This is a genomic window from Rhodoferax sp. OV413 (assembly GCF_900104385.1).
Classification (GTDB): Bacteria; Pseudomonadota; Gammaproteobacteria; order Burkholderiales; family Burkholderiaceae_C; genus Rhodoferax_B.
In genome coordinates this window covers 305,258-322,143 of the sequence record NZ_FNJA01000006.1, presented here as the reverse complement: position 1 = coordinate 322,143, position 16,886 = coordinate 305,258, and the positions used below count along the sequence as shown (strand labels likewise).

Sequence of the window (16,886 nt, the reverse complement as noted above, 5' to 3'; positions counted from 1 at the left end):
CGTTCCTTAGTTGCGCACAGGCTTGCCGGTGGACAGCATGCCCATGATGCGTTCCTGCGTCTTGGCGTTCTCCAGCAGGCTGCAGAAGGCTTTGCGCTCCAACGCCATGATGTATTCCTCGGTCACCAGCGTGCCGTTGTCCACGTCGCCACCGGTCACCACGCCGGCGATCAGGCTGGCAATGTGAAAGTCGTGCTGGCTGATAAAGCCGCCGTCACGCATGTTCACCAGCTGACCCTGGATGGTGGCCTTGCCGTTGCGGCCCGCCACCAAAAACTGGCGCTTGTGCGGTGCGCGGTAGCCGCCGGTGGCCATGGCCTTGGCTTCATTGATCGCGACGAACAGCAGCTCGTCCTTGTTCGGCACGATGACATCGCTGTCCAGCAAGTAGCCAAGCTTGCGCGACTCCAGCGCGCTGGTGCCCACCTTGGCCATGGCCGCGGCGGTGAAGCCTTCGGTCAGGAAGGGCAGCAAGTCCTTGTGCGTGGACAGCGCGGCGTTCTCTGCCGCACGGCGGGCGATATAGGTCAGGCCGCCTGCGCCGGGCACCAGGCCCACGCCAACTTCCACCAGGCCGATATAGCTCTCCATCGCCACCACGCGGCGGGCCGAGTGCACCGCCAGCTCGCAGCCGCCACCCAGCGCCAGGCCGCGCACGGCCGACACCACCGGCACATTGGCGTAGCGGATTTTCAGCATCACGTTCTGCAGCGCTTTTTCCATCTTGTTGATGGCACCGGCGCCGCCCATCATGAAGCCGGGCAGCATGGCCTGCAGATCGGCGCCGGCGCTGAAGGGCTCGTCACCCGACCAGATCACCACGCCGGCGTAGTCCTTCTCGGCCAGATCGACCGCGCGGGCCAGGCCTTCGGAGACTTCGGGGCTGATGGCGTGCATCTTGGTCTTGATGCTGGCGATGATGATCTGGTCATCGAGGGTCCACAGGCGGATGGCCTTGTCCTCATGCAGGGTCTTGCCTGCCGTCTCGAAGCCACCGCCCAGGCCCAGACCTTGGGTGTGGCCGGAGATTTTTTCAGGAAACAGCTGCCTGGCGTAGACAGGCAGTGCGTGACGCGCTACAAATTTTGAAGTAGATGGGTTCCACGAACCTTCGGCCGTGTGGACGCCTTGCGCCTCGGCCACCGGGCCGTTGAACACCCAGTCGGGCAGCGGTGCGTTGCTCAGCGCCTTGCCGGCGGCGATGTCTTCTTTGATCCAGTTGGCTACCGTCAGCCAGCCGGCTTCCTGCCAGAGTTCGAACGGGCCTTGCTGCATGCCGAAGCCCCAGCGCATCGCCAGGTCCACGTCGCGCGCGGTTTCGGCAATCGTCTGCAGGTGCACGGCAGCATAGTGGAAGCTGTTGCGCAACACCGCCCACAGAAACTGGCCTTGCGGGCCTTCGCTGTTGCGCAGCAGGGCCAGGCGCTCGGCGGCCGGCTTTTTCAGCATGCGGCCATAGACCTCGTCGGCCTTCTCGCCGCCTGCCACGTAGTTGCCCGTAGCCATGTCGAAGCGCAGGATGTCGCGGCCAACTTTCTTGAAGAAACCGGCCTTGGCCTTCTGGCCCAGGTTGCCCATTTCCAGCAGCTTGGCCAGCACCGGCGGCGTGCCGTAGCTGCCGTAGAACGGGTCGGTGTCCAGGCTCAGGTTGTCTTGCAGCGTCTTGACCACGTGGGCCATGGTGTCCAGGCCCACCACGTCGGCGGTGCGGAAGGTACCCGAGCTGGCACGGCCCAGGCGTTTGCCTGTCAGGTCGTCGACCACGTCGTAGGTCAGGCCGAACTTGGCGGTCTCGCCGATGATGCCCAGCATGCCGGCGATACCGACACGGTTGGCGATGAAATTCGGCGTGTCCTTGGCGCGCACCACGCCCTTGCCCAGGCTGGTGGTGACGAAGGCTTCCAACTGGTCCAGCGCTTCAGGCTGGGTGGTCGGCGTGTTGATCAGCTCCACCAGGTACATGTAGCGCGGTGGGTTGAAGAAGTGGATGCCGCAGAAGCGCGGCTTGATTTCTTCGGGCAGCGCTTCGCTGAGCTTGGTGATCGACAGGCCGGAAGTGTTGGACGCCACCAGCGCGTGCGGCGCGACGAAGGGCGCGATCTTCTTGTACAGATCGAGCTTCCAGTCCATGCGCTCGGCGATGGCTTCGATGATGAGGTCGCAGTCTTTCAGCTGTTCCAGGTGGTCATCGTAGTTGGCCTGCTGGATCAGGTCCGCATCTTCGGCCACACCCAGTGGCGCGGGCTTGAGCTTCTTCAGGTTGGCAATGGCCTTGGCGGTGATGCCGTTGGCCGGGCCTTCTTTGGCCTTCAGGTCGAACAGTACGACCTGCACCTTGACGTTGACCAGGTGCGCAGCAATCTGCGCGCCCATCACACCTGCGCCGAGTACGGCGACTTTCTTGATCGGGAATCGGGACATAAACGTCTTTCGAAATTACTGAATGCGTTGCCAGATTTGGGTGCGGTAGAACGGGCCGATGTAGCCACGCACCTGGAGCTTCTTGCCGTCTTCCAGCGGCTCCATGCGCAGCGTGTAGTTCTTGCCGTTTTCGGGGTCGAGGATCTTGCCGTCTTCCCACACGTCCTTGCCTTCGGTCTTCTTGGCGCCGCGGATGATTTCCAGGCCCAGCTTGGGCTTGTCTTTGCGGTCGTCGGTGCACTCCTTGCACAGCGGTTCGGGGCTAGGGATCAGGGCTTTTTCCACCACCCCGCTGAGCACGCCGGCGCTGTTGGCGGTAATGCGGATCTCCGCCTTGGCCTGGCCGGTCTTGTCGTCGATATTGCGCCACAGACCCTCGGGGGTCATCTGAGCAAATACTCCGCCAGCGCAGATAAGACCTGCGGTGAGTGCTATTATTTTTTTCATGCTTGTCTCCAAAGCGGGCTTCAGGCCAGCGCGGCGTCGGTATCCATCAGCGCCTTGCTGCCAGTGCGCATGGTGCGCATCAGCGTGGCGGTTTCGGGGAACAGCTTGGCGAAGTAGAAGCGCGCGGTCTGCACCTTGGCCAGGTAGAACTGGTCGGTGTTGCCGGCGGCGATTTCACGCAGTGCGACCTGCGCCATACGGGCCCAAAAGTAGCCGAACACCAGGTGGCCGGCGACGCGCAGATAGTCGACTGCAGCCGCGCCCACTTCGTCGGCGTTCTGGAAGCCCTTGAAGCCCAGCTCGGTGGTCAGCTTGGTGACCTGGTCGCCGAGGATGGCGATGGGGGTGATGAACTCGGCCATCTTCTCGTTCACGCCTTCTTCTTCCACCAGTGCGGCGACCAGGCGGCCAAACTTCTTCAGCGTGGCGCCGTTGTTGCCCAGCACCTTGCGACCCAGCAAGTCCAGGCTCTGGATGGTGTTGGTGCCTTCGTAGATCATGTTGATGCGGTTGTCGCGCACATACTGCTCCATGCCCCATTCCTTGATGAAGCCGTGGCCGCCAAACACCTGCATGCAGGCATTGGTCGAGATGTGGCCGTTGTCGGTCAGGAAGGCTTTGACGATGGGGGTCAGCAGGGCCAGCATTTCGCCGGAATCGGCACGCACCTTTTCGTCGGGGTGGCTGTGTTCCTTGTCCAGCAACACGCCGCAGAAGATGCCCAGTGCGCGGCCGCCTTCAGCATAGGCCTTGGCGGTGAGCAGCATCTTGCGCACGTCGGGGTGGACGATGATCGGATCGGCTGGCTTGTCCTTGGCCTTGGTGCCGGACAGCGAACGCATCTGGATGCGGTCCTTGGCATAGGCCAGCGCGTTCTGGTAGGCCACTTCGGTCAGGCCCAGCGACTGGTTGCCCACACCCAGGCGGGCGGCGTTCATCATCACGAACATTGCCGCCAGGCCCTTGTTGGGCTGGCCGACCAGGGTGCCGATCGCGCCTTCTAGCACCATCTGCGCGGTGGCGTTGCCGTGGATGCCCATCTTGTGCTCCAGGCCGCCGCAGTAGATGCCGTTGCGCTTGCCCAGCGTGCCATCGGCACTGACGTGGAACTTGGGCACGGCGAACAGGCTGATGCCCTTGCTGCCCACAGGCGCATCGGGCAGACGGGCCAAAACCAGATGGACGATGTTCTCGGCCATGTCGTGTTCACCCGCGCTGATGAAGATTTTGTTGCCGGTGATGGCGTAGCTGCCATCGGCCAGCGGCTCGGCCTTGGTGCGCAGCAGGCCCAGGTCGGTACCGCAATGCGGCTCGGTCAGGCACATGGTGCCGGTCCATTCGCCACTGGTCAGCTTGGGCAGGTACAGGGCTTTTTGGGCATCGGTGCCGTGGGCTTGCAGCGCCTCGTAGGCACCGTGCGACAGGCCGGGGTACATGGTCCAGGCCTGGTTGGCCGAGTTCAGCATTTCATAGAAGCACTGGTTGACCACAAAGGGCAGGCCCTGGCCGCCGTAGGCCGGGTCGCAGCTCAGCGCTGCCCAGCCGCCTTGCACGTACTGTGCGTAAGCCTCTTTGAAGCCCTTGGGGGCGGTGACTTCGTGCGTGGTCTTGTCCAGCGTGCAGCCTTCTTCGTCGCCGCTGATGTTCAGCGGGAAGGCCACCTCGGAGGCGAACTTGCCGCCCTCTTCCAGCACCGCGTTGATGGTGTCGGCATCGGTGTCGGCATGCTGCGGGCAGAGCTTCAGGTCGTCGGTGACCTTCAGCACTTCGTGCATCACAAATTGCATGTCGCGCAGGGGCGGGGTGTAGCTGGGCATGGTTACTCCTTGGATTTTTTGGGGGTGGATGGCGATGGGGCGACGGGCTGCCCGTAACGCTCCAGGATGTGCTCGAAACCGGTGTTGGCGCGCGCCACGGCACCGGGATTCTTCAAAAAACGGGCCTCATAATGCAACGACAAGATCAAGCCATGTATCTCGAAGGCGACTTGCCGCTCGTCGGCATCGGCGCGCAGATCGCCGACTTCCTTGGCCTGCTCTACCGCGCGGCAGAACGCCGACAGCCAGGCCTGCACCGAACTGGCCAGCGCGTCGCGCACCGGGCCGGGCCGGTCGTCGAACTCAACCGCGCCGCTGATGAAGATGCAGCCCGACTGCAGCTCGATGGCCACGCGCTGCATCCAGTTGGCAAACAGCGCGCGCAGCCGGGGCAAGCCGCGCTGGGCTTGCATGGCGGGGTAGAACACTTCGGCCTCAAACAGGCGGTGGTATTCGCGGATCACCGAGATCTGCAGCTCTTCGCGCGAGCCGAAGTGGGCGAACACGCCCGACTTGCTCATCTGCGTGACCTCGGCCAGCGCGCCTATGCTCAGGCCTTCGAGCCCGATGTGGCTGGCCAAGCCCAGTGCCGCCTCGACAATCGAGGCCTTGGTCTGCCGGCCCTTGAGCAAGGCGCGGCCTTCGCTGCTGGCATCGCGGCCTGATTTGGCGGACGGTTCTGACGAAGTCATGGGTTTAAATTCAAAAATACGAACGATCGTGCTATTTTTTGAATTTAACCAGACTTGTTTTCAAAAGTCTACCGATGGGACCGCATTTATTGCGCCTGCGCGACAGGGTTTTCCCAGGCCAGCCCTCCGCTTCGCATCACCCCGCCAACGCCTGCTCCAGCCAGGTATAGACAAATGCATCCGCATCGTTCTCACAATGCGCAACATTGAAGCGCATCCAGGAGCGCGTGGCGGCAACCGTACTGAACAAATGCCCCGGCGCCAGCATCACGCCGCGCTCGCTGGCCCGTGCTGCCAGCTCCACCGCGTTGTGGATGCGCGGATGCCAGGCCCAGAGGAACAAGCCGCCACCGGGCTCGCAAAACAACTCAAACCCCATATTGCGCAAGCGCTGACCACAACGCTCGTGGGCTTGCGTCAGCCGGGTGCGCAGGCCACGCAAATAGCGCGGACGGTGCGAATCGCTCAAGGCGGTGTGCACGATGCGCTCCACCAACTCGGAACTGGTCAGGCCAGAAAACATCTTCAGCCGTGAGAAATCCCCCATGATGTCGTTATGCGCCAGCAGATAGCCGCAGCGCAAGCTCGGGGCAATCGACTTGGAAAAGCTGCCCACGTAAACCACCCGGGACAGGTTGTCCAGACTGGCCAGCGAAGGACGCGACTCGGTATCCAACTCGCAGTAGATATCGTTTTCCACCAGCAGCACGTCGTATTTCTCGGCCAGGCGCAGCACCTTGTGCAGTTGCTGCAGCGTGGCCACAGAGCCGGTCGGGCTATGGAAGCGCGGCTGGGTAAAAAACACCTTGGGCCGCAAACGCACGATCAGGTCCTCCAGCGCTGCCAAGTCCCAGCCGTCCGGCGTTCGGGGCACACCGTGCAGGCGGACGCCGGCAAAGCGCAGCGCGTTGGTGAGATTCGGGTAGCCCGGCTCATCCACCAACACCACGTCCCCCTGCCCGACCAGCCAGCGCACAGCCAGGTCCAGGGCCTGGCTGGCGCCATGGGTCAATAGCACCTGGAATGGCTGGATGTGGATGGCATGCTGGCGCATGCTCTCGCAGACCCAGGCGCGCAATGGGAAGTAACCCAAAGGATCGCCGTAGTCGCCCAGTTGCATCGGGTCCACCGCGGCCAGGGACCGCATGGCCTTGCGTACACCTTCTTCAAACAGCCAGTTTTGCGGCAACCAGCCACAGCCGGGTTTGAACGGCAGATGGTGGTTTTCGAAAATGCGCTGCAGGTACCAACTGTTGTCAAAGCTGCCTGCCGATAAGGCCGATGGCCGCTCAACGTCCGGCGAATGCACCGAGGCGGTGCGGGCACAGACAAAAAACCCGGCGTTCAAACGCGAAACCACATAGCCGGCTGCGACCAAACGGTCGTAGGCCTCGACTACGGTAAAGATGCTGACCCCATTTTGATGGGCGAATTGGCGTATCGACGGCAGCTTGGCCCCCGTACGCAGCCGCCCCGTATCGACCATTTCCCCAATGCGCGCAACGATCTGCGCCACCAACGGCGTACCGTGGCGAAATTCAAACTTAAACATGGGGGTATTGGAAACGCTCGCGTGCCCTAGTTTGCGTAGGGTTTGTGTGTACCGGTCTGTGGACCAGCACGTACCGTGCCACACACAGCGCCTGTGTATATGGCGACAGATCAAGCGGGGCTCAAAAATACCGGCATTGCAACGACAAGCGGCGAACGACACCCCATGGCACCCCACGCGCACAACACCAGCAGCCAGCCTTTGGTCCGCTTTTCAGCTGTCCAGAAGACCTACGACGGCAACCAGCTGGTGGTCCAGAACCTGGACCTGCAGATCCAGAGCGGCGAGTTTCTGACGCTGCTGGGCCCCTCCGGCTCCGGCAAGACCACCACGTTGATGATGCTGGCCGGCTTCGAGTCGCCCACCTCGGGCGAAATCTTCCTGAACGAAAAATCTATCACCCGCACGCCGCCACACAAGCGCAACTTCGGCATGGTGTTCCAGAACTACGCGCTGTTCCCGCACATGACCGTGGGCGACAACGTAGCCTACCCCTTGAGCGTGCGCAACGTGCCCAAGGACCAGCGTGCCGAGCGCGTGGCCCGCGCGCTGGACATGGTGCAGCTGCGCGGCAAGCAGGACCGCTATCCGGCCCAGCTCTCCGGCGGCCAACAGCAGCGCGTGGCCCTGGCCCGCGCCATGGTGTTCGAGCCCCAGCTGGTGTTGATGGACGAGCCGCTGGGCGCGCTCGACAAACAGCTGCGCGAACACATGCAGATCGAGCTGAAAGACCTGCACAAGAAGCTGGGCGTGACCTTCGTCTACGTGACCCACGACCAGAGCGAAGCGCTGACCATGAGCGACCGCGTGGCCGTGTTCAACGACGGCGTGGTGCAGCAGCTGGCACCAGTGCTGTCGCTCTACGAGACCCCGGCCAACCGCTTTGTCGCCGGCTTCGTGGGCGACAACACGCCGCTCAAAGGCAAGTGCGGCAGCAGCGAAGGCGGCCTGTGCGAGCTGAGCATCCCCGGTGCCGTGACCCGCTGCCTGGGCGTGAACGTGAACACCGCCCATGTGGGCGCCGACATCATCGCCAGCGTGCGCCCGGAGCGCATCGCCGTGCATGCCGAGAACAGCCTGCCCGAGCTGAACGTGTTCAAGGCCGTGCTGGTCGACACCATGTATTTCGGCGACCACCTGCGCCTGCGCTGCGCCGTCGACGGCCAGGGCCTGGCCACCGTGAAGCTGCCACTGTCCGTGACGCAGCCACCGGCGCCAGGCGACACCCTGTGGCTGCACGTGCCTCCCGAACACCTGCGTGTGTATCTGTAAGTCGTTATCCCTTCCGTTGTTCTGTTCCTTTCTTAACTGGAGTTTTCTGTGATGAAGCTGAAGTACCTGTCCCTGCTGGCGGCCGTGGCCACCCTGCCCGCCCTGGCCCAGACGCAACTCAATGTGATCAACTTTGGCGGTGCCAACGCCAATGCACAGAAGAAGGCGTTCTACGAGCCCTATGACAAAACCGGTGCAGCCAAGATCGTGGCCGTCGAATACAACGGCGAACAGGCCAAGATCAAGGCCATGGTCGAAGCCGGCAAGGTCACCTGGGACGTGGTCGAAGTCGAATCGCCCGACGTCAGCCGCGGCTGCGACGAAGGTCTGTTTGAAAAAATCGACTGGGCCAAGGTTGGCAACAAGGCCGACTTCGTGCCCGCCGCCGTACATGAATGCGGTGTCGGCGTGTTCGTCTGGTCCACCGTCATGGCTTACAACGCCGACAAGCTCAAGACGCCACCCAAGACCTGGGCCGACTTCTGGGACACCAAGAAGATCGCCGGCAAGCGCGGCATGCGCAAAGGCGCGCGCTACAACCTGGAATTCGCGCTGATGGCCGACGGTGTGGCTACCGCCGACGTCTACAAGGTATTGGCCACCAAGGCCGGCGCCGACCGCGCATTCGCCAAGCTGACCCAGCTCAAGCCCAGCATCCAGTGGTGGGAAGCCGGTGCCCAGCCGCCGCAGTTCCTGGTCGCCGGTGACGTGGTTATGAGCACCGTCTACAACGGCCGCATCGACGCCGCCAACCGCGAAGGCAAGAACCTCGGCATAGGCTGGACCGGCGGCATCTACGATCTGGACTACTGGGTCATCCCCAAGGGCACGCCAAACAAGGACGCGGCTATCAAGTTCATCGCCTACGCCACGGCGCCCGCCGCGCAGGCCGAGTACGCCCGCAACATCGCCTACGGCCCGGTGAACAACAAGGCCTTGCCGCAGCTGAGCAAGGAAGTGCTGGCCAATCTGCCGACCTCGCCCGCCAACGCCAAGGACTCGCTGCAGTTCAACGTCAAGTTCTGGGCCGACCAGGGCGAAGAGCTGGAAAAGCGCTTCGCCGCCTGGGCCACCCAGTAAGCAGGGCGCAGACGCAAACACCATGGGAAACGCTACTTTGACCGCTGCAAACGCCCTCGGCGCGGAGGACCGCGATGTGCTCATGCGCCAGCTGGGCCGCGCCAAACGCCGTGCCCGCATCTGGGCCTTTGCCCTGGCACTGCCGATGCTGGCCTACTTGCTGGTCATCCTGCTGGCGCCGATTGCGGTGCTGCTGGTACGCGGAGTAGAGAATCCCGAGGTGGTTGCAGCACTGCCGCTGACGGCGCGCTCGCTCGATGGCTGGGACCCGGCCATGACCGCGCCGCCACGGGCTTTCGCGGCCCTGGCCATCGACCTGTCCAAGCTGCCCGGTGGCGGCGGCCAGGCCGGTGGCCTGGCGCGTCGACTGAATACCGAAACCCCGGGCGCGCGCTCGCTGGTGATGAACACCTTCCGCGCCATGCCGCTGCCGCCGGGCTTGTCCGACGAGGAATACCGCAGCCGCATCCTGGAAATCGACCCGCGCTGGAGCGAGAGCAAATACTGGATGGCGATTGCCAAGAACGGCTCGCGCTGGACCCCCGACTACCTGCTCACGGCCATGGACCTGCAGCGCGAGGGCGGCCAGATCACGGCGGTAGACCCGTCGCGCGCGGTATTCACCAAGATTCTCTGGCGCACCTGCTCGACCAGCTTCATCGTCACGCTGTGGTGCCTGCTGCTGGCGTATCCGCTGGCCTACTGGCTGTCCACCCTGCCGGCACGAAAAGCCAATCTGCTGATGATTCTGGTGCTGGTGCCGTTCTGGACCTCGATCCTGGTGCGCATCGCCGCCTGGATCGTGCTGCTGCAGCGCGAAGGCCTGATCAACCACGGCCTACAGGACCTGGGCCTCATCAACGAGCCACTGGCCCTGTTGTTCAACCGCACCGGCGTGGTGATCGCCATGGTGCATGTGCTGCTGCCCTTCATGATCCTGCCGCTGTACAGCGTGATGAAGTCCGTGCCCTCGACCTACCAGCGCGCCGCCGTGTCGCTGGGCAGCACGCCGCTGGCCGCGTTCTGGCGCGTCTACGTGCCGCAAACCTATGCCGGCATAGGTGCCGGTGCGCTGATGGTATTTATCCTGGCTATCGGCTACTACGTGACCCCGGCGCTGCTGGGCGGCGCCGACGACCAGATGCTGTCCTACTACGTGGCCCAGTACATCAACGTGAACGTCAACTGGGGTGTAGCCGCCGCGCTGTCCACCGTGCTGCTGGCGACCACGCTGGTGCTCTATGCGCTGTACCGCCGGCTCCTGAAAACAGAACTGAGCATGACCTGATATGAGCAAGTTCCTCCCCGTATTCCCTGCCTACGCCACCTGGCTCGACAAGCTCGGCTGGTGGGCGCTGCGCGCTTTCGGCGTCGGCATGCTAGTGTTTTTGCTGCTGCCCATCGTGGTGATCATTCCGCTGTCGTTCTCGTCCAGCTCCTTCTTGTCGTATCCGATTCCTGGCTGGTCGATGCAGTGGTACCAGAACCTGTTTGGCTCGGATGAATGGAAGCGGGCGGCACAAAACAGTTTCATCGTGGCACCCGCAGCCACGGTGCTGGCGACCATTCTCGGCACCCTGGCGGCAGTCGGGCTGGCGCGCGAAAACTTCCCCGGCAAAGGCCTGCTGATGGGCGTACTGATCTCGCCCATGGTGGTACCGATTGTGGTGGTCGGCGTAGCCGCTTACCTGAGCTTTGCCAAGGTCGGCCTGACCGATTCGTATGCGGGTTTGATCATGGTGCACGCCGCACTCGGCGCCCCGTTTGTGCTGACCACCGTGCTGGCCACGCTACAGGGCTTCAACCAGAACCTGGTGCGCGCCAGCCAGTCGCTGGGCGCCTCGCCCTGGACCACCTTCTGGCGCGTGACGCTGCCCATCATCGCGCCTGGCGTCTTCTCGGGTGCGCTGTTCGCCTTTGCGACATCCTTCGACGAAGTGGTGGTGACGCTGTTCCTGGCCGGCCCTTCGCAGTCCACGCTGCCGCGCCAGATGTTCAACGGCATCCGCGAGAACATCAGCCCGACCATTGCGGCGGTCGCCACCCTGCTGATCATCTTCACCACCAGCCTGCTGCTGGCGCTGGAGTGGCTGCGCGGTCGGCGCCAGTAAGAAGACAAATGCTACATATTCAATAGCATCCAGCGCTTATTGCATAAGCGCTACAACCCCAAAACCTATAAACCAACAAAAACATCCCCAAGCCTGACGGCTGGGGATGCACTCAGCTTATAGCTTGAAGGGCACTACTACCTGGTGCTGTTCACCCAGACCTTCGATACCCAGGGCCATGGTGTCTCCCTTCTTCAGGAACACCGGTGGCTTCATGCCCAGGCCGACGCCGGGCGGGGTGCCGGTGGTGATCACGTCACCCGGCATCAGGGTCATGAACTGGCTGACGTAGCTGACGATCTTGGCCACGCTGAAGATCATGGTCTTGGTGTTGCCGGTCTGCACGCGCTGGCCGTTCACGTCCAGCCACATGCTGAGTTTTTGCGGGTTCGGCACTTCGTCGCGCGTCACCAGCCAGGGGCCGAGCGGGCCGAAGGTGTCGCAGCCTTTGCCCTTGTCCCAGGTGCCGCCGCGCTCGATCTGGTATTCGCGTTCGCTCACATCGTTGATGGTGCAGTAGCCGGCGACGAAGTTCAGCGCGTCCTTTTGCGACACATAGCGGGCCTGGGTGCCGATGACCACGCCCAACTCGACTTCCCAGTCGGTCTTCTTCGAGCCCTTGGGCAGCATCACCGGATCGTTCGGACCCTGGATGCACGAAGTCGCCTTCATGAACACCACCGGCTCGGCCGGAATCGGCAGGCCCGACTCGGCGGCGTGGTCGGCGTAGTTCAGGCCGATGGCGATGAACTTGCCCACGTTCGCCACCGGGCTGCCCATGCGCGGCTTACCCTTGACCAGCGGCAGCTTGGCTGGATTCAGCTTGGCGATCTTGGCCAGCGCGGCGTCGCCGAGCTGCTCGGGGCCGATGTCCTTGAGCTCTTTGCTCAGGTCGCGCAGCTTGCCTTCGGCATCGATCAGACCTGGTTTTTCTTTGCCAGGTTTGCCGTAACGAACGAGTTTCATGGATTTCCTTTGGGTGTGAAAAGAGCGAATTAAATCGTCATACCGCCATCGACCGAGTACGTCTGGCCGGTCGCAAATATCGACTCGTCGCTGGCCAAAAATACCACAATGGGTACGATCTCATGGGCTTGCGCCAGCCGGCCCATAGGCTGGCGGGCTACAAAGGCTTTGCGCGCGGCGACCGGGTCGGCGTTGGCGTTGATGCGGTCGTGCAGCGACGGCGTATCCACCGTGCCGGGGGCGATCGCATTACAGCGTATGCCCTGGGCCACGTAGTCGGCGGCCACGCTTTTCGTCAAACCAATCACCGCCGCCTTGGTGGTGCCGTAGACGCAGCGGTTCGGCAGGCCCTTGATGCTGCTGCAGACGCTGGCCATGTTGATGATGCTGCCGCCGCCTTGGGCCAGCATTTTGGGCAGCGCCGCCTGGATGGCCCAGAACTGGGCTTGCACGTTCAGCATGAAGGCGAATTCCAGATCGCGGTTGCTGGCCTCCAGCACCGTGCCGTTGTGCACCACGCCCGCGCAGTTGAACAGCACATCGATCTTGGGCATGCGCTCGACCATGGCCTGGATGGCCGACTGGTCCAGCACATCCAGCGGCAACGCGGTGATATTGGCCACGCCCTCGTAGGACGCCAGCAACGCCGGGTTCACATCGGTAGCCCACACCTGGGCACCGGCGGCCGCCATGGCCAAGGCGGCCGCCTGGCCTATGCCTTGGCCCGCAGCGGTGACCAAGGCCGTTTTTCCGTGTAATCGCATGTGTTGCTCCAGTGGTTTCAGGGTTTTGCCCGATGTAGGCGCGGATAATCTGTGGAATTATGAATTGGCCTTACCACTTGGCCAACTAAGGCTAACCCTTAATCCTCCGTCTTTACCCACCCATGCCCCTGCAACCCCTGGAACCCCAACGCCTGTACCGCCAGATTGCCGAGCAACTGCGCGCCGGCATGCTGTCGGGCGAATTCGCCGTCGGCACGCGCCTGCCGGCCGAGCGCGAGCTGGCGGTGCAGCTGGGCGTGAGCCGGCCGTCGGTGCGCGAGGCGCTGATTGCGCTGGAAGTCGAAGGCTGGGTCGAGGTGCGCACCGGCTCGGGCGTCTATGTGCTGGAGCGCAACGCGCGCAGCCAGAGCACAACGGTCGGATCTACAGGACCCGCAACGGCGGTTTCGCCCACCGAGTGGGGTCCGCTGGAACTGATCCGCGCGCGCCGGGTGATCGAAGGCGAAACCGCTGCGCTAGCCGCCAGCCTGGCCCAGCCCGAACACATCCATGCCATGGAGCAGGCCTTGCTGACCATGCAGGCCGAAGCCGCCCAGGGCAGCGCGCCGCTGGACGGCGACCGCGCCTTCCACTCGGCCATCGTGCAGGCTAGTGGCAATGCCGTGCTGGTAGAGACCGTGCACAGCTTCTGGGACGCCCGGCGCGGCCCGCTGTTCACCCGGCTCGGTGGCTACTTTGAAACCCCGCGCTCCTGGCGCACCGCGCTGAAGGAGCACCAGACCATCCTGGCCGCCATCCGCGCCCAGGACCCGGCCGCCGCCCGCGCCGCCATGCACGCCCATATGGACAAATCCCACAGCCGCCTCAGCGCCAGCTGGCAGCACGCCACCCCCGCATGAAAGAACCCACCATGGCCACGCCTCCCTTCATCCGCCTCCACCCTGCCGACGATGTGCTCATCGCCCGCGCCCAGCTGCTCAGCGGCACCAGCGTCGACGGCATTCCCATCAAAGGCCTGGTGCCGCCCGGCCACAAGATCGCCACCCGGGCGATTGCCGCCGGCGAACCGGTGCGGCGCTACAACCAGATCATCGGCTTTGCCTCGCGCGCCATCACCCCCGGTGAGCATGTGCACACCCACAACCTGAACATGGGTTCGGACAAGGGCGACTTCAGCCGCGACTACGCGTTTGGCGCCGATGTCAAAGCCGCGGCGCCGCGCCAGGAGGCCACGTTCATGGGCATCAAGCGCGCCGATGGCCGGGTCGCCACGCGCAACTACATCGGCATCCTGAGCAGCGTGAACTGCTCGGCCACCGTGGCCCGGGCCATCGCCGCCCACTTCTCGCGCCAGACCAACCCGGCCGCGCTGGCCGACTATCCGCAGATCGATGGCGTGGTCGCCCTGACCCACGGCACCGGCTGCGGCATGGACAGCGAAGGCCTGGGCCTGCAGCTGCTGGAACGCACCTTAGCCGGCTACGCCACCCATGCCAACTTCGGCGCGGTGCTGGTGATCGGTCTGGGCTGCGAGGTCAACCAGACCAGCGCCTGGCTGGCCCGCAGCAGCCTGCGCGAGGGCGATACCCTGCGCAGCTACAACATCCAGGACGCCGGCGGCACCCGCCAGTCAGTGGAGAAGGGCATTGCGCTGATCACCGACATGCTAGCCAGCGCCAACAATGTGCGGCGCGAACCCTGCAGCGTATCGCACATCACCATCGGCCTGCAGTGCGGCGGCTCGGACGGCTATTCGGGCATCAGCGCCAACCCGGCGTTGGGCGCGGCGGTCGACCTGCTGGTAGCCCATGGTGGCACGGCCATCCTCAGCGAAACCCCTGAGGTCTACGGCGCCGAGCATTTGCTGACGCGCCGCGCGGTGCAGCCGGCCATCGCCGAAAAGCTGATCGCCCGCATCAAATGGTGGGAGCATTACACCGAGATCAACGGCGGCGAAATGAACAACAACCCCTCGCCCGGCAACAAGGCCGGCGGACTCACCACCATCCTGGAAAAGTCCCTGGGCGCGGTCGCCAAGGGCGGCACCACCAACCTGGAAGGCGTGTTTGAATACGCCGAGCCGGTGACGGCGCACGGCTTCGTCTTCATGGACACGCCGGGCTACGACCCGGTAAGCGCCACCGGCCAGGTGGCCGGCGGGGCGAATGTGATCTGCTTCACCACCGGCCGCGGCAGCGCCTACGGCTGCGCACCCTCGCCGTCACTCAAGCTGGCCACCAATTCGGCGCTCTGGCAGCGGCAGGAAGAAGACATGGATATCAACTGCGGCGAGATCATCGACGGCAGCAGCTCGGTGCAGGAGATGGGCCAGCGCATTTTTGAGCTGGTGCTGGCCACCGCCTCCGGCGAGCAAAGCAAGAGCGAACGCCACGGCTACGGCCAGAACGAGTTCGTGCCCTGGCAGGTTGGCGCGGTGATGTAGTCAGGGCTGGCTGGCGGGCCGCACCGAACGGTACACCTCGGCGCGGTGCCGGTGCGTCAGCACCAGCTGCCACAGTTGGCCTTGCCGGGCCCGGAAGAAGCCCGCGCAGCACAGCAGGTAGTACTGCCACATGCGGTAGAAGCGCGGGCTGTAGTACGGGCTCAGCGCCGGCCAGGCCTGCTGGAATTTCTGGTACCAGGCCATCAGCGTGCGGTCGTAGTCGGAGCCGAAGTTGTGCCAGTCCTCGATCAGGAAATGGCTCTCCACGGCCACGGAGATCTCCGCCGGCGACGGCAGCTTGCCGTTGGAGAACACGTACTTGTCGATCCAGCGGTCGGTGCTGCGCGAGGCTTCGTTCAGGCCAATGGTGTGCAGCAGGAACAGGCCCTCGGGTGCCAGCAGGCGCTCGGCGGTAGCGAAGTAGGTGGCGTAGTTCTTGGCACCCACATGCTCGAACATGCCAACCGAGACGATCTTGTCGAACTGGCCTTGCAGCTCCCGGTAGTCCATCAGCTTCAGCGCCACCGGCAGGCCCTGGCAGCGCTGCTGGGCCAACGCCAGCTGCTCCTTGGACACCGTGACGCCGGTGACCGCCACGCCGTAGTACTGGGCCGCGAACTGGGCCAGCCCGCCCCAGCCACAGCCTATGTCCAGCAGCGACTCGCCGCGGCGCAGCTGCAGCTTGCGGCAGATCATGTCGAGCTTGTCGAACTGCGCCTGCTCCAGATCCTGGGCGCTCTGCCAGTAACCGCAGGAGTACATCATCCGGCTGTCGAGCATGGCCTCGAACAAGTCGTTACCGGCGTCGTAATGCTGCTCGCCGACCTGGAACGCGCGCTGCCGCGACTGCAGGTTGAAGAAGCGGTGCCGCAGGTTCTCGGCCAGCAGCCGAACCCGGCCCCAGCCGACCGCGCGCGACTCGATATCGGTGAGCAACAGGCGGGTAAACAGCGCGTCCAGCTGCTCACAGTCCCAGTCGCCATCCACATAGGACTCGCCAAAGCCCAGCGACCAGTCGCGCAGCACCCGGGCAAACAGCCGCGGGTTGTGCACCTGGATGTCCCAGGGCCGGTCGCCGTTGATGCGCACATCGGCCGCGGCCAGCAGCTCAGCCACCACGGCCGGTACCGCCGCCTGGGCTGGGACGGCCTCGGTAGACGGAGCCCGCCGAGGCCGGCGTTCGCGCATGCCACTCGCCGGCATGCCGGCAGCCGTGCTCCATTGCATCTTGCGATCGCTCATGCTGCGTCCTTTCAGCCCAGCCCAGGATGTTCCAAGCGTACGCGGACTGCCTATTCCCCGTAAGAAAATTAAGGCAATTCAATCGATAGTTTTTGTAAATTTACACGCGAGAGTACCG

Annotated in this window: 14 protein-coding genes; 6 read left to right on the top strand and 8 right to left on the bottom strand. The window is 63.9% G+C overall.

From position 1 onward, the window contains the following. Positions 1-6 precede the first annotated feature (6 nt). From BLT66_RS20245 to BLT66_RS20225, 5 genes are all read right to left on the bottom strand, one after another. Entirely contained in the window at positions 7-2,421 is a 2,415-nt protein-coding gene (locus BLT66_RS20245; RefSeq protein ID WP_092760505.1) for a 3-hydroxyacyl-CoA dehydrogenase/enoyl-CoA hydratase family protein, read from the bottom strand. A gap of 15 nt (positions 2,422-2,436) precedes the next feature. Then, positions 2,437-2,868, bottom strand: coding sequence for a DUF2147 domain-containing protein (locus tag BLT66_RS20240; RefSeq protein ID WP_092760503.1), 432 nt, complete (start codon positions 2,866-2,868; stop codon positions 2,437-2,439). Positions 2,869-2,888: 20 nt separating this feature from the next. Further along, the gene (locus tag BLT66_RS20235; RefSeq protein ID WP_092760501.1) at positions 2,889-4,685 is read right to left on the bottom strand and encodes an acyl-CoA dehydrogenase C-terminal domain-containing protein; all 1,797 of its coding nucleotides are present in this window, start codon (positions 4,683-4,685) and stop codon (positions 2,889-2,891) included. Positions 4,686-4,687: 2 nt separating this feature from the next. Then, positions 4,688-5,377, bottom strand: coding sequence for a TetR/AcrR family transcriptional regulator (locus tag BLT66_RS20230; RefSeq protein ID WP_092760499.1), 690 nt, complete (start codon positions 5,375-5,377; stop codon positions 4,688-4,690). Between the two features lie 136 nt (positions 5,378-5,513). Continuing rightward, positions 5,514-6,929 (bottom strand): aminotransferase-like domain-containing protein, encoded by a 1,416-nt coding sequence (locus tag BLT66_RS20225; RefSeq protein ID WP_092760497.1) that lies wholly within the window; start codon positions 6,927-6,929, stop codon positions 5,514-5,516. A gap of 165 nt (positions 6,930-7,094) precedes the next feature. Here BLT66_RS20225 and BLT66_RS20220 point away from each other — a divergent pair, with 165 nt between their 5' ends. From BLT66_RS20220 to BLT66_RS20205, 4 genes are read left to right on the top strand one after another with little or no spacing between them, the layout of a single operon-like run. Further along, positions 7,095-8,201, top strand: a complete 1,107-nt coding sequence (locus tag BLT66_RS20220; protein WP_092760495.1) for an ABC transporter ATP-binding protein — start codon at positions 7,095-7,097, stop codon at positions 8,199-8,201. 51 nt (positions 8,202-8,252) lie between these two features. Beyond that, positions 8,253-9,281: an ABC transporter substrate-binding protein gene (locus BLT66_RS20215; protein ID WP_092760493.1), complete on the top strand. Its 1,029-nt coding sequence runs from the start codon at positions 8,253-8,255 to the stop codon at positions 9,279-9,281. Positions 9,282-9,303: 22 nt separating this feature from the next. Continuing rightward, a complete protein-coding gene (locus BLT66_RS20210; protein WP_092760491.1) occupies positions 9,304-10,569 on the top strand; it encodes an ABC transporter permease in 1,266 nt (421 codons plus the stop codon). A 1-nt stretch (position 10,570) separates the two neighbouring features. Continuing rightward, the gene (locus tag BLT66_RS20205) at positions 10,571-11,392 is read left to right on the top strand and encodes an ABC transporter permease (protein ID WP_092760489.1); all 822 of its coding nucleotides are present in this window, start codon (positions 10,571-10,573) and stop codon (positions 11,390-11,392) included. A 117-nt stretch (positions 11,393-11,509) separates the two neighbouring features. Here BLT66_RS20205 and BLT66_RS20200 read toward each other — a convergent pair whose 3' ends face one another. After that, the gene (locus BLT66_RS20200; RefSeq protein ID WP_092760487.1) at positions 11,510-12,358 is read right to left on the bottom strand and encodes a fumarylacetoacetate hydrolase family protein; all 849 of its coding nucleotides are present in this window, start codon (positions 12,356-12,358) and stop codon (positions 11,510-11,512) included. Positions 12,359-12,387: 29 nt separating this feature from the next. Next, positions 12,388-13,122 (bottom strand): SDR family oxidoreductase, encoded by a 735-nt coding sequence (locus BLT66_RS20195; RefSeq protein ID WP_092760485.1) that lies wholly within the window; start codon positions 13,120-13,122, stop codon positions 12,388-12,390. A gap of 122 nt (positions 13,123-13,244) precedes the next feature. On the opposite strand from BLT66_RS20195, the gene BLT66_RS20190 reads away from it, so the two are divergent. Continuing rightward, positions 13,245-13,982, top strand: a complete 738-nt coding sequence (locus tag BLT66_RS20190; protein ID WP_092760483.1) for a FadR/GntR family transcriptional regulator — start codon at positions 13,245-13,247, stop codon at positions 13,980-13,982. Continuing rightward, the gene (locus BLT66_RS20185) at positions 13,979-15,526 is read left to right on the top strand and encodes a UxaA family hydrolase (protein WP_255407018.1); all 1,548 of its coding nucleotides are present in this window, start codon (positions 13,979-13,981) and stop codon (positions 15,524-15,526) included. The genes BLT66_RS20190 and BLT66_RS20185 overlap by 4 nt, the downstream gene beginning before the upstream one ends. Here BLT66_RS20185 and cfa read toward each other — a convergent pair whose 3' ends face one another. Beyond that, positions 15,527-16,714, bottom strand: a complete 1,188-nt coding sequence (gene cfa, locus BLT66_RS20180; RefSeq protein WP_255407024.1) for a cyclopropane fatty acyl phospholipid synthase — start codon at positions 16,712-16,714, stop codon at positions 15,527-15,529. Positions 16,715-16,886 lie beyond the last annotated feature (172 nt).